Raw genomic sequence first — 23,725 nt, 5'->3', positions numbered from 1 at the left:
TGCCAGGGGTGGGGGGCCGGCGGGTTCTGGGGGCTCGCCGGACCCCGCGGGGGGTGGGGAGGCGGTGGGGGCGGCCGGGCAGGGGGAGGCCGCTCCCACCGCCCACCTCAACGCCAACGCCGAGGCTGCGGAGGCGGTGGCCGCGGAGGCGGCTGACGGCGAGGCGAAGGCGGCGTCGGCTGACGGCGAGGCGAAGGCGGCGTCGACTGGCGACCAAGCCACGGCTTCGAAGGCCGCCGACGGCGCCGCGGCAGGCTCTCGCAGGGGTACCCCCGAACCGGGAACCCCTGCGACCCAACCTACCCACCAGGTCCGACAAGATCGCGCCGCGAGCGAGAAGGCCGTGGGCGACGAGGCTGTGAGCGAGAAGGCCGCGAGCGGCGAAGCCGGGGTGCTCGGAACTGCCGCAGTGTCCGACCCCGCCGAAGAGCCGGGGTCCGCCGACAAGCACAAGCCCACGGCGCCCGCCCCCAACACCCCCACGCAACCCGCCCAGGTGGCCACCGCGACCCTGCCCCCGCCCTCCGCCTGGCAGGCCCAACCCCGCCACCTCGCCACCCCGTCGGTGGTCGCGGCACCGGGTGTCCCCTTCATGCCCTGGTGGAAGCCGCCCACGACGGGCGCGCCGGGCCAGGTGATGGTCGTCGGCCTCGTCGCCGGCCTCGCGGGTGCGCTGCTCGCGCCGCCCGGCAACGGCGTCGGCTGGTTCCTGGCCGGGCTGTTCGGCGTCGGCGCCGTGCTGTTCCACGCGGGCAGGCCGAGCGTTGAACGCGCGCTGTGGCTGGCGGGGGCGTTGGCGTTCCTCGCGATGGGCTTCCTGAGGGCCGCGGAGTGGGTCTTCCCGTTGTGCGTGATGGCGTCGATGTTGTGCGGTTCCATCGCCATGGCCGGGGGCAGGACGGTGCGCGGGCTCGTCTTCGGCGCGCTCGGTGTCGGGCTGGCGGCGTTCCGCTCGATTCCGTGGGTGGCCAAGGGGATCAGCAAGCGGGGGCCGATCGGGATCAGGCCGTTCGCGTCCGTCGGTGTGGCTGTGGTGCTGCTGCTGGTCTTCGGGTCGTTGCTGGCCGGGGCGGACAAGGGGTTCAACGACTTCCTCGAGGGCCTGGTGCCGGATCTGGAGGTCGGCGGCTTCGTGCGGATGGTGTTCTTCGGGGCCGTGGCCGCCGCCGGTGCGATCGGGGCGTGCTACCTCGTGGCGGCGCCGCCGGAGATCGACGAGGACGCCGCGGCCAAGCCCGGGTCGTTGCGGCTCAAGGACTACGGGTTGCCGGTCGGTGTGCTCGTGTTGCTGTTCACCGGTTTCGTGGAGACGCAGCTCGCGGTTCTGTTCGGTGGCGAGGCCTACGTGATGCGGACGGCGGGCGTGACGTTCGCCGAGTACGCGCGGTCCGGTTTCTGGCAGCTGCTGTGGGTCACGATCCTGACGCTCGGCGTCATCGCCGGAGTGGCGCGGTTCGCGGTCAGGAAGACGGCGCGGGACCAGTTGTGGCTGCGGGTTCTCCTGGGTTCATTGGCTGTTCTCACACTTGTCATCGTGGCGAGTGCCTTGAGCCGCATGTGGTTCTACCAGCAGGCGTACGGGTGGACGGTGCTGCGGCTGCTCGTCGCGTCGTGCGAGGTGTGGCTGGCCGTCGTGTACCTGATGGTGATCGCGAGCGGGATCTCGTTGCGCGCCAACTGGTTGCCGAAGGCGATCGTCGCGACCGGGACGGCGTTCTTCCTCGCCGTGGTGGTGCTGAACCCCGAGCGGGTGGTGGCCGACTACAACGTGACGCGGTTCGAGGCGACGCGGAAGATCGACACGGTTTACCTGTCGCGGTTGTCGGAGGACGCGGTGCCGGCGCTCACGAGGTTGCCCGAGCCGCAGAGGTCGTGTGCCTTGCGGTGGTTGAAGAACAGGGGCGTCGAACAGGACTGGCGCGAGTTCAACCTCGCCCGGTACACCGCTGCGAAATCACTCGAAAGCGTTGCGGTGACTGAGGTCACCTGTGAGTCCACCTACTCCGGAGAGCGTTAATCCGTTAAGCGCAGGTAAAGTAGCGGCTCTGCAAGTTTGCCGAGAGGGTGAGAAGTGACGCTCAAGTGACCATTGCGGCTGAACCCGTTGTCCTTCGATCGATGTTCACCGCGGGAGAGGCGCCCACACCGCGCACCCTGATGGACATCCTGCGCGCGAGTGCCGAGGAGCACCCGGACGCGCTGGCCGTCGACGACGGCACCACCGCGCTGAGTTACCGCGCACTGGTCTCGGAAGTACTGCAGCTCAAGGAAAAGCTGGCCGCCGAGGGGGTCGGGGTCGGCGACCGGGTCGGCATCCGCGTGCCGTCCGGCACCGCCGACCTCTACGTCTCGATCCTCGCGACCCTCGCGGCGGGCGCGGCCTACGTGCCCGTCGACTTCGAGGACCCGGACGAGCGCGCCGAGCTCGTCTTCGGCGAGGCCGGGGTGAGCGCCGTGCTCGGCGAGGGCCGATCCCTCGTGCTGCACGGCACCGCGTTCGGCGTGCCGGGCGAGCCGGGTCCCGACGACGACGCGTGGATCATCTTCACGTCCGGTTCCACCGGCAAGCCCAAGGGCGTCGCCGTGACGCACCGCAGCGCGGCCGCGTTCGTGGACGCCGAGGCGCGGCTGTTCCTGCGGGACGAGCCGATCGGGCCCGAGGACCGGGTGCTGGCCGGCCTCTCCGTCGCGTTCGACGCCTCCTGCGAGGAGATGTGGCTCGCGTGGCGCCACGGCGCCTGCCTGGTGCCCGCGCCGCGCTCGCTGGTGCGCACCGGCATGGACCTGGGTCCGTGGCTGGTCGAGCAGGAGATCACCGTCGTGTCGACGGTGCCGACGCTGGCCGCGCTGTGGCCGGTCGAGGCGCTCGACGACGTGCGGCTGCTGATCTTCGGCGGCGAGGCCTGCCCGCCCGAGCTGGCCGAACGCCTGGCCGTGCCCGGCCGCGAGGTCTGGAACACCTACGGGCCGACGGAGGCGACGGTCGTCGCCTGCGCCGCGCGGATGACCGGCGAGGGTCCCGTGCGCATCGGCCTGCCGCTGGACGGCTGGGACCTCGTCGTGGTCGACCCGCACGGCGAGGTCGTCCCGATGGGTGAGCCGGGTGAACTGGTCATCGGTGGCGTCGGCCTGGCGCGCTACCTCGACGCCGAGAAGGACGCCCAGAAGTACGCGCCGCTGCCCTCGATGGGCTGGGACCGCGCGTACCGCAGCGGTGACGTGGTCCGCGCCGAACCGGAGGGGCTCGTCTTCCTCGGCCGCGCGGACGAGCAGATCAAGCTCGGTGGCCGCCGCATCGAGCTGGGCGAGGTCGACGCGGCCCTGCTCGCGCTCGACGGCGTGGCCGGTGCCGCCGCCGCCGTGCGCACGACGCGGGGCGGCAACCAGATCCTCGTCGGCTACGTGGTGGTCGACGGCGAGTTCGACCAGGCCGCGGCCGTCGAGCAGCTGCGGGCCGAGCTGCCCGCCGCGCTCGTCCCGCTGATCGCCGTGGTCGAGACGCTGCCGACGCGCACGTCCGGCAAGGTCGACCGCGCCGCGCTGCCGTGGCCGCTCGAGTCGTTCGACGCCGCCGGCGCGGTGTTCTCGGGTCTCGAGGGCTGGCTGGCCGAGCAGTGGGCGGCCGTGCTGGGCTCCGGCCCGGCCTCCGAGGACGCGGACTTCTTCGCGTCCGGCGGCAGCTCGCTGTCCGCGGCGCAGCTCGTCTCGATGATCCGCACGCGCTACCCGAGCACGTCGGTGTCGGACGTCTACCAGAACACGACGCTGCACGGGCTCGCGAAGCGCCTGGAGTCCTACGGCCAGGCGGCCGAGGTGCACGAGGTCGCGCCGACGCCGCGGTGGACCGGTGTCGTCCAGACGCTGCTGATGATCCCGCTGATGACCGTCGCCGGGGCGCGGTGGGCCGTGGCGCTGACGGCGTTGTCGAACGTCCTGGGCTGGACGTCGGTGTCGTGGTGGTGGATCGCCGCCGGGTTCGCGGTCTTCCTGAGCCCCGCCGGGCGTCTCGCGATCTCCGCAGGCGGCGCGCGGTTGCTGCTGCGCGGCGTGAAGCCCGGCGAGTACCCGCGCGGCGGGTCCGTCCACCTGCGGCTGTGGACCGCCGAGGTGCTGGCGCAGCTGTCGCGCGCCACCGACCTCTCCGGCTCCTGGGTCACGCACTACGCGCGGGCACTGGGCGCCAAGATCGCTCCCGGCGTCGACCTGCACTCGTTGCCGCCGGTCACGGGCATGCTGAAGGTCGGGCGCGGTGCCGCCGTCGAACCCGAGGTCGACCTGTCCGGCTGGTGGCTCGACGGCGACCGGCTGCGCATCGGGCGCATCCGGATCGGCGCGGGCGCGACCGTGGGGGCGCGCAGCACGCTGTTCCCCGGCGCGAAGATCGGCAAGCGGGCCGAGGTGGCGCCCGGTTCGGGCGTCGTCGGCTCCGTGCCGACCGGGCAGCGCTGGGCGGGCGTCCCGGCGATCCGCGAGGGCAAGGCGGCGCGGTCGTTCCCGTCCCGCCGCCCGGAGCGGTCGCGCTGGTGGAGCTTCATGTACGGCGTCTCGTCCGGCCTGCTGGCCGCGCTGCCGCTGCTGGCGGCGGCTCCGGCCCTGCTCTACGTGCTGAGGCGGCCCGTGACGCTGACGTCGGCGCTGTGGGACGTCCCGGCCGCCGCGGCCATCTGGTTCGGCTCGTACGCGCTGCTGGTGCTCGTCGCGGTGCGGTTGCTCGGCATCGGCATGCGCGAGGGCCACTACCCCGTGCACAGCCGCGTCGCGTGGGCGGCGTGGACGACCGAGCGGTTGATGAACAACGCGCGCTCGGCCCTGTTCCCGCTGTACGCGTCGCTGTTCACGCCGGTGTGGCTGCGGCTGCTCGGCATGAAGGTCGGCCGCCGCGTCGAGGCGTCGACGGTGGTCGCGCTGCCGAAGATGACCCGGGTCGGCGACGGCGCGTTCCTGGCCGACGACACGATGGTCGCGTCCTACGAGCTCGGCGGCGGCTGGCTCCGCATCGCCACCGCACGCGTGGGCAAGCGGGCGTTCCTGGGCAACTCGGGTATGACGGCGCCCGGTCGGAACGTCCCCAAGGGCGGGCTCGTCGGTGTGCTGTCCGCGGCTCCGAAGCGGGCCAAGGCCGGGTCGTCCTACCTGGGCATGCCGCCGATGAAGCTGCCGCGGGCGGCCGAGGTGTCGGACCAGTCGCGCACGTTCGACCCGCCGAAGCACCTGATGTGGGCGCGGGCGCTGGTCGAGCTGTGCCGGTTCGTCCCCGTGGTGCTGAACGTCGCGCTGGTCGTGCTCGTGCTGTTCGCGCTGAAGGAGTTCGGCGTCTGGTGGTCCGGCGTCGTGCTGCTGGGCGCCGGCGTGGCCGCGTGCCTGGTGGCCGTGGCCGCCAAGTGGGTGCTCGTGGGCCGCTTCAAGACGCGCGAGTACCCGCTGTGGTCGGCGTTCGTGTGGCGCAACGAGCTGGCGGACACGTTCGTCGAGGTGCTCGCGGTGCCGTGGCTGATCGGGTTCTCCGGCGGCACGCCGGTCATGAACCTCTGGCTGCGCTCGCTGGGCGCGTCGGTGGGCCGCGGCGTGTGGTGCGAGTCGTACTGGCTGCCCGAGGCGGACCTGGTCAGGCTGGGCGCGGGAGCGACGGTGAACCGCGGCTGCGTCGTGCAGACGCACCTGTTCCACGACCGCATCCTGCGCATGGACCGCGTGGAGCTGGGCGCGGGATCCACTTTGGGTCCGCACGGCATCGTGCTGCCCGGCGCGTCGGTCGGCGCGAACACCACGATCGGACCCGCCTCGCTCGTCATGCGCGGAGAAGATGTACCGTCGGGCACCCGTTGGCTGGGCAACCCGATCTCCGCGTGGACATGAGCTTCTCCGTACACCACTACGCACTCGAGCTGGACTACAAGCCGCACTCCGCACGCCTGTCCGGGCGTGCGGTGCTGCGGGCTTCCTGCACGTCGCTGAGCTCGTTCTCGCTGTCCTTCGGCCCGTTGCGGGTCTCGAAGGTGCTCGTGAACGGCAGGCCGGCGCGGTACGCCCACGCGGGCGGCGTGCTGAACGTCCGCGCGGCCGTGCGCGGGTCGTTCTCGGTCGAGGTCCGGTACTCGGGCACGCCGGTGCCGATCTCGACGCCCGAGTGGGGCGACCTCGGCTGGGACCAGCTGACGGACGGCTCGATCGTGGCGTCGCAGCCGATCGGGGCGCCGTCGTGGTTCCCGTGCCTGGACGAGCCCTCCTCGAAGGCCTCCTACCACTTGGAGGTCACCGCGCCCTCGCCGTACACCGTGGTGTGCAACGGGGTCCTGGTGGACGGCAAGGTCTCCGGCAGCACGACGCGGTGGACGTACTCGATGGCCTCACCGATGGCGACGTACCTCGCGACCGTCCAAATCGGACAGTATGTCGAGGCGCTGCCCGGCGTCTGGGCGCCGTCGAGGCTGAAGCGGCTGGTGGCGCACGACTTCGGCCGGCAGGACCAGATGGTCGAGCTGTTCTCGTCGCTCTTCGGGCCGTACCCGTTCCCGCGGTACTCGGTCGTGGTGACGGACGACGCGCTGGACGTCCCCGTCGAGGCGCAGGGGTTGTCGACGTTCGGCGCGAACCACGTGGACGGCCGCCGCGGTTCGGAACGGCTGGTGGCGCACGAGCTGGCGCACCAGTGGTTCGGCAACTCGGTGGGCATCGCCGCGTGGGAGCACATCTGGCTCAACGAGGGCTTCGCCAGCTACTCGGAGTGGCTGTGGTCCGAGGCTTCGGGCGGCCGGTCCGCGGACGCGTGCGCGGCCGGGGCGCGGGACCTCCTGCGGCGGCTGCCCCAGGACATCGTGATCGGACGGCCCGGCCGGGCCGAGTGGTTCGACGACAGGGTCTACAAGCGCGGAGCGCTGACGTTGCACGCGTTGCGCCGCGAGATGGGCGACGACTCGTTCTTCGCGCTGCTGCGGGAGTGGTGCGCGCGCAACCGGCACGGCGTGGTGACGACCGAGGACTTCCTCGCCCTCGCCGGGCACCGGGGCCTGCTGACCCGCTGGCTGTTCGAGACCGAGCTGCCCCGCTAGGCCGTCCACTTCCACACCAGCGGCGGACGGCCTCCCCTGGGCAGGGCGGCGGCGTGCTCGCTGGTGCGTTCGAGGCCCGGCACGCGGTCCATCGTGCGCCCCAGGTTGGCCGGGTACGGCCTGTCCCCGGTCAGCGACTCCGTCACGTCGAGCGCCTGCGCCGTCGTGAACTCCCGCCCGAGCAGGCCCGCGGTGAACGGCACGTCGCGCCACAGCTTGTCCGCGAGCAACGGGCGGCAGTCGGCGACGATCCGGTCGTGGTCGAAGGCCAGCGGCGGCACCTCGCCCAGGCGGCTCCAGACGGCCACGTCGCCGCTCGGGCGGGTCACCGTGGCCCACAGCGCGATCGACAGCGTCGGACCGCGCGGGTCGCGTGACGGCTCGTCGAACGTGGCCAGCTGACCGGTCGCCGTCACGGACTCCTCGGCGAGACCGAGCTTGCCGGTGACCGCCCTGGTGGTCGCGTCGCGCAGGCGCTCCCCCTTGCCCAGCAGGACACCCGGAAGAGCCAGCTCGCCGGCGAACGGCTCCTGGGCGCGCGGTGCCACCCCCACGAGCACCGCGCGCGCCTCCGGGTCAAACCGGAGCACGATCACGTCCACCGACACCAACGTCGACTCGATCATGTCGTGGATTCTCCCGCACCGCGTAGTCCGCCCTGGACGGGCCCGCTCCGGCCACCAGCACCTCGACGCCGAGCAGTTCTCGCAGGTACGCCAGCGGATCCGGCATCTCCTCCAGCACCGGACCGGAGGCGACCTTCAGGCCGCGCGCGTCCAGGTGCGTCACGGCCAGGCCGTCGATCCCGCCGCAGCACCGCACCGAGTAGCGCAGCAGATCGGCGTCCAGGTGGCCCGCCCGCCACACGCCCTGGAACTCCCCCGTGCCGTTGTGCGCCTCCGGGAACCGCTCGAGCACGGCCGAGTCCTCCGTCGGCAGCGGGCCCGCGCCGTGCCGCGTCTGGTACGTCCTGGTCACGCCGATCACGCGGGCGGGACGGCCGTCGAGCAGCTCCCGCGCGTTGCGGGGCGTCACCGTGGACCACGTCGTGTGCGGGTGGAAGCCGTACGTCTCGTCGAGCAGGACGCCCTGGGCTCCCTCGAAGACGAGCCGTCCGGCGTCGGCGAGCCGCCCGGCCTCGTCCCCCGTCGTGATCCGGACGGCGTCCGCGAACGAGGTGTAGAGCTCGACCAGCTCGTCCACGCGGCCGACGTCGCCGGTCAGCGGCTCGTAGAACCGGGCGAGCTGGTCGAGCTCGCGCCGCAGCGCCCTCGGGTCCAGGCAGTCGCCGGCCCTCGGTGCGGGGCCGGGGTCGCCGAGCACCCGCTGCTCCTCGACCACCTCACCCCGCACCGCCCCCCGGTCGCCGAGGAGCCCGTACCAGACGGTCTCCCCGATCCCCTTGCCGCACGACCCGTGCCGGTCGGCGCCCCTGGCGATCTCCCGCGCCCTGTTCGCGGCCACGTGGAACGGGGTCGTGAGCAGGGCGCCGGCGTCGATCGACACCAGTGACAACGGGTCGGCGACGCCGATCGCCTCCAGCTCGCGCGACTCGGTCGCGAGGGCGATCGGCTCGACGAGCACGTGGCGCGAGAGCCAGGTCGGCACGCCCGCGAGCGTGCCGGACCCGAACTGGCTGAACGTGTGGTGCCGGCCGTCGGCCACCACGTTGTGCGCGGCCTGCGCTCCCCCGTTGAACCGCACCACCGCCGACACCGGCCCGTCCGCGCACAGCGCGTCGACCACGGCTCCCTTGCCCTCGTCGCCGAACCCCAGTCCGACGACGATGACGTGCTCGTCGCGCCTCACGTCAGCTCAGCCTCACGTCGTCGGGGCCGTCGATGCCGAGCGGCGTGGCCGACGCGGTGAGCGAGCGCGCGCCGACCGTGGCCAGCGCCTTGCCGACGGCCTCGCTCTCGGCGGCCGAGCCGATCTCGGCGAGGTCGGCCAGGGCCTGGTCGAGGTCCACGACGCTCTCCTCGACGCCGATCGTGGCGGCGATCAGCTCGCACACCGCGCCGGGGTCGTCGAGCTTGAGGAAGTTCTGCCCGAGGATCGACCGCCAGTGCTCGCCGATGCTGTCGTCGTGGAAGTACGACGACTGGTTGGGCAGGATGAAGTAGACGTGCCACCTGCGGGCGAGCTCGCGGTACACCGACACCGGGTCGATGTCCTGGTTCACCTCGTCACCGATGACCCTGCGGATGTGCCTGGCCTCCAGCCTCGGTTTGTTCAGCTCGTCGCCGATGATGAACAGGTAGCCCTTGCGGCCGCGCTTCTGCCAGGCGTCGGTGACGACGTGCCGCGCGATGAAGTACGCGGCCAGCTCGTACGACTCGCTCTTCTGCCCGCCGCCGTTGCCCTCGAGGAAGATGTCCCGCAGCTGCTCGTCCATGCGGTTGTCCGACTCGAACTGCCCGACCTGCAGCGGCACGCGGTCGCTGTCGGCGTCACCGATGCCGCCGAACATCAGCTGCGGGTCGGCCAGGTACCCCTTGCGCTGCAACAACCCGTGCAGCTTGCCGAGCTTGCCCTGCATGATCCGCGGCACCGCGCCCATCGACCCGGTCACGTCGAACAGCACCGCGATCGGTGTCGAGTCGGCGTGGTCGGGCGAGTCGCGGCACTCGCGGAAGCCGACGCCCAGCGGGTCGAGCGACGGCGCGGCCTTCCAGCTCGCGGCGGGCGTCGCCCTCATCGAGGCGGTGTAGCCGAAGTCGGCGATCCCCTTGGCCGCGCGGAAGGTCTTCGCCGCGGCGTAGGCGTTGTCGTCCCACCTGCCGTGTCCCATGGTCATTCTCCTGTCTGGGGAAGGGCGAACGGGCGGAAGCGCCGCGCGCCGTAGAGGTCTTCGAGGAGGTCGTCGTATTCCTGGATCAGGTCGACGGCGTCGGGCCGCCGCTCCGGGTGTTCCTGCAGGCAGCCGCGAGCGAAGGCGCGCTGCCGGTGTTCGTTGTCCGCCAACAGGTCGAGCATCAGCGCGTGTGCCATGTGGACGTCCGTCGCGGCCGTGACCGGCTGCTGCGCAACGACTTCCGGCGGGTAGGTGATGGTGCCGCTGGTCGCGAGGAGCCGTTGTCCCTCCTCGACGGCGAACGACCAGCCGACCAGCACGATCCCGTGCTGTTCCGGGTGCACCATGACGTTCTCGGCGGTGACGGCCCCGTGCACCAGCCCGCTCTGATGTGCGCCGGCCAGCGCCTTGAGCAGCCTGCGGTGCATCCACGCCCAGTCGCGCCCGTCGAGGCCGGACGGGTAGGCGCGCCGGACGTCCGCGAGCGTCACGAAGCCGTCCAGCAGCGGGTCGAGCACCGTGAAGGCGCGCGACCCCTTCGCGACGTCACCCGAGGTGTCGAGCAGCCGCGGGTAGAACGGGCGCAGCCACGGGTTGTGGTCCGTGAAGGACTCCAGCGTCCGCAGCGCGTGCCATTCCGCGTGCAGCAACGGGTTGAGGGCCGGGTTGCGCACCACCTTGACCACGTGCGGACCGTCCGCTTCGTACAGGTTGGCGATGCTGCCGACCGCGAACGGCTCCCCGACGCGGTAGACGGCGGTCTTGGTCCTCAGCTCGACGACCGCGCCGTGCGACCACTCGTGGTGCAGGCGGGTCAGCTCGGCGGACGCCGCGTGCGCCCTCGTATCGTGCGGCCCGACCACGTCGGGGTGCAGCACCGAGGCCAGCGCGCGGAACCGGCGCCGAGCCTGCTTGCGCAGGTCGGAGTCGGTGGTGCGCGGCCCGAAGAGCGCGTCGGGCGACGTGGCGCGTTCCACCAGTTCCAGGGCCTCGGCTGTCGTGAACATGGTTTGAGTCTATGTAACTCAAACCCGGTTGGCAACGGGGTTCTCCGTGACCCGGCTCATGGTGTCCCCGTCGCGAGACGCCGGGTATCCCGTCCCGATACCGGAAGGAGGAAACGTGCTGTTCGTCGTCATGGGCTTTTCCGTGGCCTTCGCTCTGCTCGTGGTGGAGGTGGTCCACCGGCTGGTGCGCCGCTTCACCCACAGCGGGAAGATGTACCGGCCAGGCCAGTTGTTCGGAGCGCTGCTGGCCGCTCAGATAAGCCTGAGCGCCTACCCGGTCGACGTGCCGATCACCCTGCACGCCCTGGGCATCGCGCTGATCCTGGCCGGGGCGTGGTTGCTGGCGGCGCTGATCAGCACGCTCGTCGACATCTCGCTGTCCCGCATCCGCACGGACGTCACGGACAACCGGCACGCCCGGCGCGTGCACACCCAGGTCATGCTGGTGCGGCGGCTGGTCCTCGTGGTCATCGGCGTGCTCGCCGTGGGCACCATCCTGATGACGTTCCCCGGCGCGCGGGCGGTCGGGTCTACCGTGCTGGCGTCCGCGGCGGTGATCGGCGCGGTGGCGGCGTTCTCCGCGCAGTCGTTGCTGGGCAACCTGATCTCGGGCCTGCAGATCGCGTTCAGCGACGCGGTGCGGCTCGACGACGTCGTGGTGGTCGAGGGCGAGTGGGGCCGGGTCGAGGACATCACGCTGACGTACGTGGTGCTGCACCTCTGGGACGACCGCCGGCTGGTGCTGCCCACCTCGTACTTCCTCAAGACCCCGTTCGAGAACTGGACGCGCACGCAGTCGGCGCTGCTCGGCACCGTGGAGCTCGATCTGGACTGGACGGTGCCGGTCGAGGCGATGCGGCAGGAGATGCGGTCCATGCTGGAGGGCAACGACCTCTGGGACGGGCGGGTGTCCGTCCTGCAGGTCACGCAGGCCACCAACGGGTTCGTGCGGGTGCGTGCGCTCGTGAGCGCGTCCGACGCCGGAAAGCTGTGGGACCTGCGCTGCCTCACGAGGGAGCACCTCGTGGACTGGGTCCACCGCCGGCACGACGGCGCACTGCCGCAGGTCAGGACGCGGACGGTCACCGGCGTCAACAGGGCGCAACCCGCCTCTGACCAGCACACGGACGCGCGCGTGTTCGGCGAGAGCGCGGACGGCGCACTGCGGGAGCAAGCGTTTGCGGGTCCCCGGCAGTAGGACAGCCCGAAAATCAGGTGCAACCACCCGCGGCGGGCGTTCCGTCCTCCGAGCATGAGAAGACCGCTCGCCGTCGCGTTTTGCGCGCTGGCTCTCGGCAGCTGTGGTACGAACGGGTCCCCAACCGTGCCGTACGCGGAGGTACCTGTCGTGTCATCGGCCAAACCGGACAAGAACCGGATCGAGCAGGCGAAGCGCGACGGCCACCTCACAGTGCTACTGATGATCTCCGTGCAGCCGGGACGCGACGAGGAGGTCGAGCAGGCACTGACGGAGCTGGGCGCGACCGTCGAGTCGCGCGATCCCAGGATCGGCTACCTGCGCGCCGAAATGCCCGTGGACAAGGTGGAAGACGCGTACCTGGTCGCCGGCGTGTCCAAGGTGGACGTGGACGAGCCGCTCGGGAACAGGCTGCCCGAACCGTAGAAAGCCCCAGGATCTCGTGGACCCTGGGGCTTTCCGCGTACTACCGGACTGCTAGCTGACTGCCTGGATGATCACGGCACCGCGACCGACGACGTTCTCGTCCGCCGTGCGCACCTCGAGCTCACCGCGCAGCACGCGGCCGGCACCGGGCTGGCCGAGCGGCGTGATGACGCCCGTGGCGTTCCACGACGCACCGGCGGCGCGGTCGGCGTTGGTGTCGCTCACGGTCAGCGTGCCGAGAGCGGCCGAGGTGTAGACGTCGAAGTAGTCGTACGCCGTGGTGCCCGCGGGCACCGCGTAGCCGTCCACCTGGACGCGCCACAGACCCGCTGCCGGGTTGGTGACGGTCGCCGACTCCTCGGAGTCCGCGTCAGCCGACTGACCGGCGACGACGCACGTGCCGCTGGTGCAGTTCAGCAGGAACAGGTCGAGGTCGGCGCCCTGGTCGGCGGTGTTGCCGATCGTGGCGGTGAGCCGCGACGAACCCGGCGCGACCTGGATGTCGAAGAACTTCGTCTCCAGGTTCGCGATGGTCGGGCGGTCCTGCTTCGCGCTGCCGACCGCGCCGGCCGCGAGGCGGCCGTTGAACACGGCCTGCGTGTTCGTGACGGTGTAGCTGCGCTCGATCGGGGTGCCCAGCGCCGCGGACGGGATGACGTCCGGGTTCGGGCTGACCGACGTGCCGAGCACGGACGCGGTCACCGAGTACGGCGCCACGTCGGCGTCGGAGGTGCGGCGCGCCTCGACCACGATCTCCCACACACCGGCCATCGGGTTGGCCACCGTGCGGCTGGTGGGGGTGCCACCGGCACAACCGGCGCCCGCGTCCGGGTTGTAGCAGTTGGTCGAGCTGGTCACGTCCAGCGGCACACCCTGCGGGGTGAAGCGCAGGAAGCGCACCTGGCCCTTGCCGGCCTCGGCGCCACCGGCGGCCATGTCGACCTTCAGCGCGCTCGTGCCCGCGGGCACGTTCACGAAGAGGCTGGTCGACTGGTTGCGCGCGATCGTGCCCGTCTTGGTGACCGAGAACTTGTTGGCGGCGTTGAAGTTCTCCGCCGCGAAGACCGCGTTCAGCGTCTGCACGTCGACGCCGGGGGTCTCCGGGTTGTCGAGCTGCAGCACGGCGCTGTGCACGCCCGCCGTCTTGGCCTTGACCTTGACCGGGAACAGCACCGGCGTGTTCAGCGGCAGGCGGACCTTCTTCGCCGCCGTGAACGTGCCGTCGTTGCCCTTCCACGACACGTTGTACGTCTCGTCGTCGTGGCCCGTGGTGCGGGTCAGGGTGTAGGTGCGGGTGTACTCCTGGCCCGCGGTCACGCCCTCGCGGTCGTGGATGCCGACACCGACGCCCGGGGTGGCCAGCAGGCCGCTGAGGACGGTGTTGACCGGGACGGCCGTGGTGACCTTGTCCGGCGTGGAGTGCTTGTCCAGCAGCGACCACGCGGCGTTGGTGTTGAACAGACCGGCACCCTGCTCGTAGGCACCGAGGGTGCTCACGAAGCTCGCGCTGCGCTGGATCGCGTAGCGCAGCTCGGCGCTGGTCGGGCGCTGGCCGTTGTGCGTGGCCTTGTAGGCGCTCACGAGGAGAGCCGCGGCACCGGTCGCCTGCGGGGCGGCCATCGAGGTGCCGTTGAACTGCGAGTAGCCGGCCGGGAGGGCGTAGGTGCCCGCCACGGGGCCACCCGGCTGCCAGCGCGGCGTGGTGGAGATCGCCGAGCCGGGCGCGACGATGTTCGGCTTGAAGCCGCCGTCCTCGGCCGGGCCGCGCGACGAGAAGCCGTGCAGGTTCTGCTTCTGCGCGGTCTTCGAGCCGTAGTTGGAGAGCCAGGTCTCCTTGGTGATGTACGAGCCGACGCTCACCGCGTTCGTGGCGACCGACGGGTCACCGACGGTGTTGGCGCCCGCACCCGAGTTGCCCGCCGAGATGAACAGCTGGACGTTGTACTCGTCGATGGTGCGGTTGTAGAGCTCGGCGCGCGCGTTGTTGCCGTCGTTGAGCGCCGGGAGGCCACCGATGGAGATGTTCACGACGTCGGCGCCGTTCCGCGCGGCGTAGAGGACACCGTCGATGAGGCCGGAGCTGGTGCAGGACGGCGTGGTGAGGCAGGCTTTGATCGACATCAGCTTCGCGCCGGGAGCGGCGCCGGCCATCTTGCCGTCGAACATCCTGTGCGCGGCGGTGATGCCGGCGACGTGGGTGCCGTGCGCGGCCGAGATGCCCAGGTTGACGTACGGGGTGCCCGCGTTGTCGTAGACCGAGCGGTCGGTCTGCACGACGAACGCGATGCGGTCGACGACGGGGGTCGCGGGGTTGTCGGTGCCGAAGAAGCCGACGTCCTGCTTGACCTTGTAGTCGATCATGCGCTTGTTGTTGGTGAAGTTGCCGTCGCCGTCGGTGTCGACGAAGACTTCCTTCGTCGTGATGTCCTGGATGACACCGAAGGAGTCGACGCGGTCACCGTCGCGGTTGATGTCGCCGCCGGTCTCGCTGTTCGCGAGGTTCAGGTCGCCCGCGGTCTCGCGGAAGAGGCCGAACGAGTACGGGCCGCCGGTGGCCGGCGCGGTCCACTCGCGGCCGCCGTTGGTGAACTTGCCGGTGACGCCGGTCTTGGTCATCGAGACCCAGGTGCCGTCGCCGGAGTTCGTGGCGTTCGCGTTGTACCAGTCGATGATCTTGCGCTCACCGGTGCTGGTGGTCTGCAGGGCCGGGGTGTCGAGGTCGATGCCGGAGTCGATCACGGCGATCGTGGTGCCGCGGCCGTCCCACTTCGGGTGCGCGGTGGCGAACTGCGCCGCCTGCGTGTCCTGCGTCGGCATGTACGGGTTCGTGCGCGGGGTCTTCGCGTCCGGCGCCTTCTGCGGGGCCGGCTGCTCCATGCCCTGCGGACGCGGGTCGTCGAGCGCGATCAGCCCGTCGACGTCCACGGTGCTGACCGAGGCCAGCTTGGCGGCCTTCTCCGCGTTGTCGCGCGGGATGGTCACCTTGACGTAGTCGACGTCCTTCTCGGTCTTCTGGACCGTGGCGCCGAGCGCCTCGAGCTCGGCGACGGCGGCGTCGGTCTTGCCGTCCTCGGCGGCGACCAGCAGGTCGACGGTCGGCTTGCCCTCGCGGGCGGCCTGGTCGACGAGCTCGCGGTCCTTCTTGTCCAGCTGCTTGTCAGCGGCCGGCTGCTCCTGAGGAGCGTTCTGCGCGATGGCAGGGGTGGCGGCGAAGCCGAACCCGGCAGTGCCCAACACCGCGGTCAGCAAGACCGTTCCGGTGCGGCGTCTCCAGTTCTTCACGGCGCATGTGCCCTTCGTGGGGTAAAGAGTGCTCCGAAGCACATCTCTTCACCTGACGAGGGGCAATCGTCTGCCCGGAGCATTCTTCATATCCACATTGGACTGTTCAGCGGCTTGTCCGAGCAGCGTTTCAGTGCTGCGCGTTTCTTTGTCGCCGTGGAACGAGCAGATGCCCTCCAGTCAAGGGCTGATGGAGGGGAATGTCAAGCCTGTGTCAACGGTGAACGGTGTTGCCGTGTAACAGGATCCCGTCACCGGACGATGCTCCGACCACCATTTCCGCGCAATAGCGAACGCAATCGTGAACGCACCCTCGCACCGAGGCCGAGGCCCGCCGCGACCGCTTTCGGCCGCGCCCCGCACCTCGGGCAGTCGGCGCGATGTGCTTTCAGGGCCTGCTGGAGTTCCGCCACGTGCCGCCGCGTGCGTTCGGGCACCACGTCCTTTTTGATCGACAGCAGGCTCAGCTCGGTGAGCACCTCTTTGCCGCGGTCGTGCCGGACGACCGGGGCGACGGTGTGGAAGAAGATCAGGTTCCGGCGCCGGGAGGACTCCACGGCCCGCACGTCGCACCACTCGACCGTCGTCTGCCGGTCGAGGCTGTTCGACGTGATGCCCTGCGGCGTGAGCTTCGTGCCCATGCCGAAGCTGCGCCACGCCACCGTGCCGCCCATCAGGCACCACAGGCCGCCGAAGACGTAGCCGTACCACGGGCCGCCCGCCATCGCGATCGGTCCGCCGGCGGCCACGGAAGCGCCGAGACCGAACAGAACCCATCTCCACCTGGTGTGCATCTCCCCATCCTGTTCACCCGATGCCGGGCGTCACGCTCCTCCAACGCCAGAGACGTCCCGCCCGTTGAGCGTTCCGCAGGACTGGAGGCTGATCAGGCGCTACCTTGCGCCCATGGACCTGAAGCCGGTCGCCGACGAGCTCTACGGGCTGCCCCCGAAGGAGTTCACCGCGGCCCGCAACGCCGCGGCCAAGCAGACCGACGACAAGGACCTCTCGAAGGCCATCGCCGACCTGCGCAAGCCGACCGTGAGCGCCTGGGCGGTGAACCGGCTGGTGCGCGACGCCCCCGAGGGCCTGGAGGAGGCCCTGGGGCTCTCCACGGCGCAGCTGACCATGCGGGAGCTGGGCCGCAAGCGCAAGGAGCTCGTGGAGGCCCTGGTCTACCGCACCCTGGAGCTCACCGGCCCGCTCGCGGACGACGCCGTCACGCAGGTCCGCAACACGCTGACGGCCGCGATGGCCGACCCTGAGTCCGCCGAGCAGGTGCGGGCGGGGCACCTCACGAAGCCGCTCGAGTACTCCGGCTTCGGGTTCACCCTCCCCGCCCCCGAGCCGCCGTCGGACGACGGCGAGGACGCCCTGGCGCGCAAGCGGCGCGAGCGGCAGGAGAAGAAGCGGGCCGAGGCGCAGCAGGCGCTGGACGAGGCCGAGCAGGCCCTCGGGGAGGCCCAGGCCGACCAGCTGGCGGCACAGCGGGCGTTCGACCGCGCGGCGGAGCGGCTGGAGGACGCCAAGCGGATCACCGCGGCCGCCGAGAAGGCCCGCAAGGCCGCGGAGCGCAAGCTCACCGACCTGAGCTAGAGCGGTCGAGCGACCCCCACTCCTCGGAGTGCTGGGCGTTGACCATCTCCTCGCACTCGAGCAGCGCCTCGTCGGCGACCCACGCCAGGGGGTCGAGGCAGCGGACCAGCGGCTCGTTGTCGGGCCCCCTGCCCACCTCGTCGCCCCGCAGGACCCAGGCGCGCACGTCGGGTCCGCGCAGGTCGCGCAGGTGCCGGTAGTCGAACAGGCGGCGTGCCACCCACAGCTCGCGGGAGCGGTCGGCCCACCACGGTTCGATCCGCAGCGGGCTCGCCGAGAGGCCGGGCAGCTCCACGCCGGTCAGCGAGTCGCGCGACGTCGAGGCGGCGTCCGCGTCCGGGCCTTTCGACCACCGCACGTAGACGTCGTCTCCCACGTAGCCGACCAGCTCGGCGATGCTCGTGATCGTGGGGAGTTCATCTGTCACGCCCAGTGACCTACCCGGCCGGACCTGAAGGAAACCTGAAGGAATTGAGCCTGGTCACAGTGAAAGCCGACCGGAACACAGCAGACCGGTTGTACGTTCAACAAGTGGTTGGCCGCCGGCGCTCGAGCTGCGCGCCGGGGCGATCCGACACCCCCAGGTCGGAAGTGCCCTTCCGCAGGCGCGCGTGCTCGCGCCGCGGTCAACCCGCCGTCGACCGGCACTCCGGAAACCCCCCTCACCGGTAGTGGCGGTCGGCGGCACCCCTCCGAGCCGCGCCCCGGCCGGGCGGGCCTTCAGAGGTTGTACCGGTCGTGCCGCTCGCAGAACGCCCTCAGCTGGTCCGGGTCGAGCCCTTCCACCCGGCCCACATCGAGGAAGAAGTCCACGTAGAACGACACGGAGAAGGTCTTGTGGAAGTGGGGCGCGCCCGGCTGACAGGCCTCCATCCGCCACTCGAACAGACGGAACTCGCCGTTGGTGACGGAGCCGGGTGCCGCGAAACGGGTGGTCTTCGTGCCTAAGCTCACCTCGGCGACGCGTCGGAACGACGTCGAGGACTGCCCAGAAAGTGAAATTGACTCAGGTCTCGTGCGTGACCAGCGGTCGATCTAGACTCGCCCGATGGCACATGACGCGGATGTCATCGTCGTCGGCGCGGGCCTCGCAGGTCTCGTCGCGACCGCAGAGCTCGCGGACGCGGGCCGCAAGGTCATCCTCCTCGACCAGGAGCCGGAAGCGTCGCTCGGCGGCCAGGCGTGGTGGTCGTTCGGCGGGTTGTTCATGGTGGACACCCCCGAGCAGCGCAGGCTGCGGGTCAAGGACTCGCACGACCTGGCGTTGCAGGACTGGATGGGCTCGGCGGCGTTCGACCGGGACGAGGACCACTGGCCACGGCTGTGGGCGCAGGCCTACGTGGACTTCGCCGCCGGTGAGAAGCGCTCCTGGCTGCACAACATGGGTGTCCGCTGGTTCCCCTTCGTGCAGTGGGCCGAGCGCGGCGGCTACCTGGCCGACGGGCACGGCAACTCGGTGCCGCGCTTCCACGTCACATGGGGCACGGGACCCGGCATCGTCGAGCCGTTCGAGCGGCGGGTGCGGGAGGGCGTCGCGAAGGGGCTCGTCACGCTCAGGTTCCGCCACAAGGTCACGAGCCTCAACGTCACCGACGGCGTGTGCGACGGCGTGTCCGGTGACGTGCTGGAGCCGTCGTCGAACGCCAGGGCCGAACCGAGTTCGCGCACGGTGGCCGGCGAGTTCTCGCTCAGCGCGCAGGCCGTGGTCGTCACGTCCGGCGGCATCGGCGGCAACCACGACCTGGTGCGCAGGAACTGGCCGGAGCGGATGGGCACGCCGCCGAAGTTCATGCTCGCGGGCGTGCCGGACTTCGTCGACGGCTCGATGATGGAGATCACCCAGAAGGCCGGCGGCGCGATCATCAACGCCGACCGCATGTGGCACTACCCCGAGGGCATCGCGAACTACGCGCCGGTCTGGTCGCGGCACGGCATCCGCATCCTGCCCGGCCCGTCGCCGCTGTGGCTCGACGCCGACGGCAGGCGCCTGCCGATCCCGCTGTTCCCCGGCTTCGACGCGCTGGGTGCGTTGCAGCACATCACCACCCACGGCCACGAGCACTCGTGGTTCGTGCTGAACAAGAAGATCATCGGCAAGGAGTTCGCGCTGTCGGGCTCCGAGCAGAACCCGGACCTGACCGGCAAGGACACGAGGGCGGTCCTCAAGCGCGCGCTGCCGGGCGCGGTCGCGCCGGTCGAGGCGTTCGCGCGGAGGTCCGAGGAGTTCATCCAGGCGCGCACGGTCGCGGACCTCGCCCGCGGCATGAACGCCCTCACCGGCGACGGCAGGATCGACGCCGCCGAGCTCGAGAGGACGATCGTCGAGCGCGACCGCCAGGTCACCGCGGGGCTGAGCAAGGACATGCAGGTCAACGCGATCCGCTCGGCGCGGCAGTTCCTCACGGACAAGCTGATCCGGGTCGTCGAGCCGCACCGGCTGCTCGACCCGTTGGCCGGTCCGCTGATCGCCGTGCGGCTCTCGGTGATCACCCGCAAGACGCTGGGCGGCCTGCACACCGACCTGTCGTCGCGGGTGCTCGACACCTCCGGCCAGGTGCTGCCGGGGCTCTACGCCGCCGGGGAGGCCGCGGGGTTCGGCGGCGGTGGCGTGCACGGCTACCGGGCGCTGGAGGGCACGTTCCTCGGCGGCTGCCTGTTCTCCGGGCGCGTCGCGGGCCGCTCGGCGGCGGAGGCCGTCAAGTAGTTCTCGCGTGGTGGACGCGGGGTGACGGTCCCTGCCCCGCGGCTGCGCCGGGATCGACTTCGGCCGGTACGTGATCCCGCTGGTGCGCGAGGAAGTCGCGAAGCGCGACCGGGCCAGGGCCGCATGACGACGCTCGAGGTGCGCCGCGTCCGGCAGTCCGCCCCGGAAGCGGCGCCGTTGGTCGCGGAACTCACGTACGAGTACACGTCTCGCTACGGGCCATCGGGCGCAGAGGAGATGCAACGACCGGCGGACGTGTTCGAACCGCCGAACGGCCAATTCCTCCTGCTGGTGGAAGGCGGCGTGGCCGTGGCGGGTGGCGCGTTCAAGCGCTACGACGAAGAAACCGCCGAGATGAAACGCATTTGGACCCATTCACAACACCGCCGCCGCGGATTGGCGCGGCGGGTGCTCGCCGAACTCGAGAACGAGGCGAGAACGTTTGGGTACAGCAGGATCCACCTCACCACGGGGCCGCGCCAGCCGGAGGCGAAAGGGCTGTACCTGGCGACCGGTTACACACCGTTGTTCGACGTGGCGACGGATCCCCCGACAATTGGTCCGCTGGCCTTCAGCAAGGTGATTCATTAGTTCAAACGAGTGAATTCGTGGTGGATTCGCCGAATCCCGACCGGGATTCGAGGTTCGGTTGGACAGGGTGTGACCGATCAGTGAGCATGTCCGTCGGACCTCCCGCAGATCACCCGGTCCTCACGAATGGCCACCGAGCTGGATGAACATGGTCGACCTCCGCGAGTCCGCCGTGCAGTGGGCGGCGGCGATCTCCACCACGCTCGTCGCGAACTTCACGCGCGAGAAGCTGGCGCGACAGCTCGGCGGCTACGTCGAGCAGTTGCTCCGCGGTGGCGTGGACGAGGCCCGGCGGGTCGGCCGGTCGATGGTCGAGCACGGCTTCACCTCCTCGGCGACGCTGGAGCGGTCGCTCGCGCACCTCGGTGAGCACACCCCGGTCACACCCGCTCAGCTGGCCGCACTCGCCGCCGGGTACGCCGAGGGCCTGCGCGACCTCACGCTCGCCCAGCAGGAACTCAGCCGCACGGCCGCCATCAACGCGATGCGCAGGGCCGAGAGCGCGGTCAGGGCGAGCGAGACCAAGTTCCGGGCGGTCTTCTCCAGCGCGGCGTTCGGGATCGTCGTGAGCGGTCTCAAGGGCGAGATCATCGACGTCAACGACGCGTTGCTGACGATGCTCGGCTACAGGCACGAGGACGTGCGGCGGATGAGCGGCCGCGACCTCGTGCACCCCGACGACAGGGAAGACCTGCGGCAGCTCACCATGCGGCTGGTCGCGTCCGAGCACGACAACGTGCGCGTCGAGAAGCGGATGGTCCGCAGCGACGGCGAGACCATCCAGACGCACATGGCGATCTCGCTGGTGCGCGAGGAGGACGGCACGCCGCCGTACCTCGTCACCATGATCGAGAACATGGACGAGATGCGCGCGCTGCAGTCGCAGCTCCTCCGGCAGAGCCTCAACGACGTGCAGACTGGCCTGCCGAACCGGGCGCAGTTCCTCGGCTGGCTCGAGGGCGCGACCGGGTCGAAGGGCCCGGAGAGCCTCGCGCTGGTCCAGATCGACGTCGACGGGTTCCGCGGCGTGAACGACGCCTTCGGCCACGACGTCGGCAACCAGGTGCTGGTGCACGTCGCCCAGCACCTGCGGGAGGTGTTCACCGAGGACGTCGGCAAGGTCGCGCGCATCGGCGAGGACGAGTTCGGCGTGCTGATCAGGGACCCGCGCGACACGGCCTCGGTGATCGCCCTGGTCGAGGAGTTCACGCGGCGCCTGGAGGAGGCGACCTGGATCGACGGCCACGGCGTCGGCGTGACGACCAGCGTCGGCGTCGTCCCGCGCGGCGCCCGCGGCGGTGACGCGGCGGACCTGCTGCGCGCGGCGGACGTGACGGTCGCCTGGGCCAAGCGCGACGGCAAGGCGCAATGGGCGCTGTACGACCCGGAGAGGGACGCACGGGACAAGGAGCGGTACGCGCTCGCGGCGTCGATCCCGGGTGCGCTGGAGGAAAACCAGTTCCGCGTCGACTACGTTCCGGTCCACTCGCTCGCCGACGGTTCCGTGCTCGCGCTCGAAGCGAGGATCGTGTGGGACCACCCCGAGCAGGGCGTGCTGTGCCCCGAGGTGTTCCTGGGGCGGGCCACCGGCAACGGCATGGTCGTCCGCCTCGTTCGGTGGGCGGTCGAGGAGGCGTGTGCGCAGGTGAGCGCGTGGCACGACGAACTGGGTCCCCGGACGCCCGTGCTGACGATCGACCTGCCCCTGCGGCTGTGCCAGGAGCCCGAGCTCGTCGCCGAGGTCCTCCGCGTGCTGGAGCGCACGGGTCTCCCCGCGTCGTTGCTGCGCTTCGAACTGCACGAGCACGTGCCGGCGTCGCTGAACGACGACCAGCTCGAAGAGCTCACGATCCTCACCGAGCGCGGCGTCGGACTCGTGGTCGGCCAGGTCAGCGGGGGCAACGTCGGCGTGGGCCGACTGCGGGTGCTGCCGTGGAGCGGCGTGAAGTTCAACAGCGCCGTCGCGCACGCCTTCGGCCCGGACGCGATCCGCATGGAGGAGACGGCCGCGGTGGCCCTGCTGCGGTGGGCGGCGGTGCTGCGGCTGCCGCTGTACGCCGACGGCGTGCGGACCGCCGGTGAGGCGGCGCGGCTGGCGGAGCTGGGCGTGACGGGCGCGCAGGGCCCGCACTTCGGCCCGGCGTTATCGGTCTCAGAGGTCTCCTCGCTGCTTCTCAGCTAGTTCTTATCAGGGTTTTCCCGGGTTCCGGCACAGGTTGCTCACAAGGTCGGGGTCCACCGTGGAGCCATGACCGAGCAGAGCTTCCCCGCGATGAGCGGGTCACTGGTGGAACCGCAGCCCGTCGCCGCGCCGAAGTTCTGGCGCAGGACGGCCCCCGCGCTGACGGCCGCGGCACTCGTCGCCGGCCTGTTCGGAGGCGTCACCGGAGCGGTGGTCGCCTCGTCGGACGCACCCGCCGCCTCGTCGCCCGTCGCGGCGCGGACGATCGCGAACACGTCCACACCGGACTGGAGCGCCGTCGCCGCGCAGGTGCTGCCCTCCGTCGTGCAGGTGAACGTCGGCAACGGCCTCGGCTCCGGGGTGGTCCTCTCCGCCGACGGCAGGATCCTCACCAACAACCACGTCGTCGCCTCCGCCGGCGGCCAGGTGACGGTGAAGTTCAACGACGGCCGCGAGGTGCCCGCCACCGTCGTCTCCACCGACCCCACCTCCGACCTCGCGGTGCTGCAGGCGTCCGGCGTCTCGGGCCTCACGCCGGTCAAGTGGGCGGACTCGGGCTCGGTGAAGGTCGGCGACGCGGTGATGGCCATCGGCTCGCCGTCGGGCCTGCAGGGCACCGTGACCACCGGCATCGTCTCGGCACTGGACCGCAAGGTGACCGTGCCCGGCGAGACGCGCCGCTCGCAACCCGTGTCGTACCAGGCGATCCAGACCGACGCGTCGATCAACCCCGGCAACTCCGGCGGCGCGCTGGTGAACGCGGCCGGCGAGCTGGTCGGGATCAACTCGGCGATCTACTCGCCCGCTTCGAGCAGCGGGGAGGCGGGGAGCGTGGGGATCGGGTTCGCGATCCCGTCGAACACCGCCAAGCAGATCGTGGACCGGCTGAGCTAGTG

At 71.0% G+C, this 23,725-nt stretch carries 18 protein-coding genes; 10 read left to right on the top strand and 8 right to left on the bottom strand.

Annotation, left to right across the window (positions count from 1 at the left end; translation table 11 throughout):
* The first annotated feature begins 64 nt into the window (after positions 1-64).
* The 3 genes from V1227_RS33515 to V1227_RS33505 all read left to right on the top strand — a co-directional run bounded on the left by V1227_RS33515 (position 65) and on the right by V1227_RS33505 (position 7,049).
* On the top strand, positions 65-2,017 hold the full coding sequence (locus tag V1227_RS33515) for a DUF4153 domain-containing protein (RefSeq protein WP_329789230.1): 1,953 nt from the start codon (positions 65-67) through the stop codon (positions 2,015-2,017).
* A 101-nt stretch (positions 2,018-2,118) separates the two neighbouring features.
* Positions 2,119-5,856: a Pls/PosA family non-ribosomal peptide synthetase gene (locus tag V1227_RS33510; RefSeq protein WP_329789229.1), complete on the top strand. Its 3,738-nt coding sequence runs from the start codon at positions 2,119-2,121 to the stop codon at positions 5,854-5,856.
* Complete coding sequence (locus V1227_RS33505; protein ID WP_329789228.1) at positions 5,853-7,049, top strand: M1 family metallopeptidase; 1,197 nt, start codon at positions 5,853-5,855, stop codon at positions 7,047-7,049. The genes V1227_RS33510 and V1227_RS33505 overlap by 4 nt, the downstream gene beginning before the upstream one ends.
* On the opposite strand, the gene V1227_RS33500 is transcribed toward V1227_RS33505, so the two are convergent.
* From V1227_RS33500 to V1227_RS33485, 4 genes are read right to left on the bottom strand one after another with little or no spacing between them, the layout of a single operon-like run.
* A complete protein-coding gene (locus V1227_RS33500) occupies positions 7,046-7,675 on the bottom strand; it encodes an NUDIX hydrolase (RefSeq protein ID WP_329789227.1) in 630 nt (209 codons plus the stop codon). The two genes, V1227_RS33505 and V1227_RS33500, sit on opposite strands and share 4 nt — an antisense overlap.
* Positions 7,626-8,858 (bottom strand): adenylosuccinate synthetase, encoded by a 1,233-nt coding sequence (locus V1227_RS33495; RefSeq protein ID WP_329789226.1) that lies wholly within the window; start codon positions 8,856-8,858, stop codon positions 7,626-7,628. Before V1227_RS33495 ends, V1227_RS33500 begins: the two co-directional genes overlap by 50 nt.
* Before the next feature lies 1 nt (position 8,859).
* Positions 8,860-9,840 carry a hypothetical protein gene (locus tag V1227_RS33490; protein WP_329789225.1) on the bottom strand — a complete coding sequence of 327 codons (981 nt, stop codon included), beginning with the start codon at positions 9,838-9,840 and terminating at the stop codon, positions 8,860-8,862.
* A 2-nt stretch (positions 9,841-9,842) separates the two neighbouring features.
* Positions 9,843-10,850: an adenylate cyclase gene (locus V1227_RS33485; protein ID WP_329789224.1), complete on the bottom strand. Its 1,008-nt coding sequence runs from the start codon at positions 10,848-10,850 to the stop codon at positions 9,843-9,845.
* A 115-nt stretch (positions 10,851-10,965) separates the two neighbouring features.
* On the opposite strand from V1227_RS33485, the gene V1227_RS33480 reads away from it, so the two are divergent.
* Positions 10,966-12,048, top strand: coding sequence for a mechanosensitive ion channel family protein (locus V1227_RS33480; RefSeq protein ID WP_329789223.1), 1,083 nt, complete (start codon positions 10,966-10,968; stop codon positions 12,046-12,048).
* A 150-nt stretch (positions 12,049-12,198) separates the two neighbouring features.
* Complete coding sequence (locus tag V1227_RS33475; RefSeq protein ID WP_329789222.1) at positions 12,199-12,474, top strand: hypothetical protein; 276 nt, start codon at positions 12,199-12,201, stop codon at positions 12,472-12,474.
* Positions 12,475-12,525: 51 nt separating this feature from the next.
* Here the strand turns inward: V1227_RS33475 and V1227_RS33470 are convergent, their stop codons facing one another.
* Positions 12,526-15,756, bottom strand: coding sequence for a S8 family serine peptidase (locus V1227_RS33470; protein ID WP_329789221.1), 3,231 nt, complete (start codon positions 15,754-15,756; stop codon positions 12,526-12,528).
* 251 nt (positions 15,757-16,007) lie between these two features.
* Entirely contained in the window at positions 16,008-16,550 is a 543-nt protein-coding gene (locus V1227_RS33465) for a hypothetical protein (protein WP_329789220.1), read from the bottom strand.
* 112 nt (positions 16,551-16,662) lie between these two features.
* Here V1227_RS33465 and V1227_RS33460 point away from each other — a divergent pair, with 112 nt between their 5' ends.
* Entirely contained in the window at positions 16,663-17,352 is a 690-nt protein-coding gene (locus V1227_RS33460; RefSeq protein WP_329789219.1) for a hypothetical protein, read from the top strand.
* On the opposite strand, the gene V1227_RS33455 is transcribed toward V1227_RS33460, so the two are convergent.
* Positions 17,336-17,779 carry a DUF6098 family protein gene (locus V1227_RS33455; RefSeq protein WP_329789218.1) on the bottom strand — a complete coding sequence of 148 codons (444 nt, stop codon included), beginning with the start codon at positions 17,777-17,779 and terminating at the stop codon, positions 17,336-17,338. The two genes, V1227_RS33460 and V1227_RS33455, sit on opposite strands and share 17 nt — an antisense overlap.
* A gap of 293 nt (positions 17,780-18,072) precedes the next feature.
* Positions 18,073-18,306, bottom strand: a complete 234-nt coding sequence (locus V1227_RS33450) for a hypothetical protein (protein WP_329789217.1) — start codon at positions 18,304-18,306, stop codon at positions 18,073-18,075.
* 94 nt (positions 18,307-18,400) lie between these two features.
* On the opposite strand from V1227_RS33450, the gene V1227_RS33445 reads away from it, so the two are divergent.
* The 4 genes from V1227_RS33445 (at position 18,401) to V1227_RS33430 (ending at position 23,723) form a co-directional block, all read left to right on the top strand.
* Positions 18,401-20,056: an FAD-binding dehydrogenase gene (locus V1227_RS33445; protein WP_329789216.1), complete on the top strand. Its 1,656-nt coding sequence runs from the start codon at positions 18,401-18,403 to the stop codon at positions 20,054-20,056.
* A 123-nt stretch (positions 20,057-20,179) separates the two neighbouring features.
* Positions 20,180-20,647 carry a GNAT family N-acetyltransferase gene (locus V1227_RS33440; protein ID WP_329789215.1) on the top strand — a complete coding sequence of 156 codons (468 nt, stop codon included), beginning with the start codon at positions 20,180-20,182 and terminating at the stop codon, positions 20,645-20,647.
* Positions 20,648-20,795: 148 nt separating this feature from the next.
* Positions 20,796-22,829 carry an EAL domain-containing protein gene (locus V1227_RS33435; protein ID WP_329789214.1) on the top strand — a complete coding sequence of 678 codons (2,034 nt, stop codon included), beginning with the start codon at positions 20,796-20,798 and terminating at the stop codon, positions 22,827-22,829.
* A gap of 66 nt (positions 22,830-22,895) precedes the next feature.
* The gene (locus tag V1227_RS33430) at positions 22,896-23,723 is read left to right on the top strand and encodes a S1C family serine protease (RefSeq protein WP_329789213.1); all 828 of its coding nucleotides are present in this window, start codon (positions 22,896-22,898) and stop codon (positions 23,721-23,723) included.
* The last annotated feature ends 2 nt before the right edge of the window (positions 23,724-23,725 follow it).

Origin of the sequence: Lentzea sp. DG1S-22 (assembly GCF_036321065.1) — a bacterium.
Classification (GTDB): Bacteria; Actinomycetota; Actinomycetes; order Mycobacteriales; family Pseudonocardiaceae; genus Lentzea; species Lentzea jiangxiensis.
The sequence above is the reverse complement of the archived record's forward strand: the minus strand, read 5'-3'. Positions and strand labels throughout refer to the sequence as shown.

Coding starts and splice junctions, on each gene's coding strand:
- V1227_RS33510 (WP_329789229.1), top strand. CDS start 2,119: ATGTTCACCGCGGGAGAGGCGCCCACACCGCGCACCCTGATGGACATC.
- V1227_RS33505 (WP_329789228.1), top strand. CDS start 5,853: ATGAGCTTCTCCGTACACCACTACGCACTCGAGCTGGACTACAAGCCG.
- V1227_RS33500 (WP_329789227.1), bottom strand. CDS start 7,675: ATGATCGAGTCGACGTTGGTGTCGGTGGACGTGATCGTGCTCCGGTTT.
- V1227_RS33490 (WP_329789225.1), bottom strand. CDS start 9,840: ATGGGACACGGCAGGTGGGACGACAACGCCTACGCCGCGGCGAAGACC.
- V1227_RS33485 (WP_329789224.1), bottom strand. CDS start 10,850: ATGTTCACGACAGCCGAGGCCCTGGAACTGGTGGAACGCGCCACGTCG.
- V1227_RS33465 (WP_329789220.1), bottom strand. CDS start 16,550: ATGCACACCAGGTGGAGATGGGTTCTGTTCGGTCTCGGCGCTTCCGTG.
- V1227_RS33460 (WP_329789219.1), top strand. CDS start 16,663: ATGGACCTGAAGCCGGTCGCCGACGAGCTCTACGGGCTGCCCCCGAAG.
- V1227_RS33445 (WP_329789216.1), top strand. CDS start 18,401: ATGGCACATGACGCGGATGTCATCGTCGTCGGCGCGGGCCTCGCAGGT.
- V1227_RS33440 (WP_329789215.1), top strand. CDS start 20,180: ATGACGACGCTCGAGGTGCGCCGCGTCCGGCAGTCCGCCCCGGAAGCG.
- V1227_RS33435 (WP_329789214.1), top strand. CDS start 20,796: ATGGTCGACCTCCGCGAGTCCGCCGTGCAGTGGGCGGCGGCGATCTCC.
- V1227_RS33430 (WP_329789213.1), top strand. CDS start 22,896: ATGACCGAGCAGAGCTTCCCCGCGATGAGCGGGTCACTGGTGGAACCG.